This is a genomic window from Streptomyces sp. A012304, assembly GCF_026008495.1.
Taxonomy (GTDB): domain Bacteria; phylum Actinomycetota; class Actinomycetes; order Streptomycetales; family Streptomycetaceae; genus Streptomyces.
The window spans coordinates 1-284 of the sequence record NZ_BQUN01000075.1 but is presented as its reverse complement, the minus strand read 5'-3'; the positions used below and the strand labels follow the sequence as shown (position 1 = coordinate 284).

Sequence of the window (284 nt, the reverse complement as noted above, 5' to 3'; positions counted from 1 at the left end):
TCGGCGGCGATCTTCCCGTCGTTGAGCACGGCGATGCGGTCGGCGAGCTGGTCGGCCTCCTCCAGGTACTGGGTGGTGAGGAAGACGGTGACGCCGTCGGAGACCAGTTCGCGGATGATCTGCCACATGGTGTGGCGGGAGCGGGGGTCCAGGCCGGTGGTCGGTTCGTCGAGGAAGATGATCCGCGGGTCGCCGACCAGGGTCATGGCGATGTCGAGGCGGCGTTTCATGCCGCCGGAGTAGGTGGAGGCGGGCTTCTTCGCGGCGTCGACCAGGTCGAAGCG

1 protein-coding gene is annotated in these 284 nt (G+C 68.0%); it reads right to left on the bottom strand.

Features of this window, described 5'->3' with window-relative positions; translation table 11 throughout:
- Positions 1–284: ATP-binding cassette domain-containing protein (locus ALMP_RS17250; protein WP_264928919.1), on the bottom strand; the 284-nt coding region annotated here is incomplete at both ends.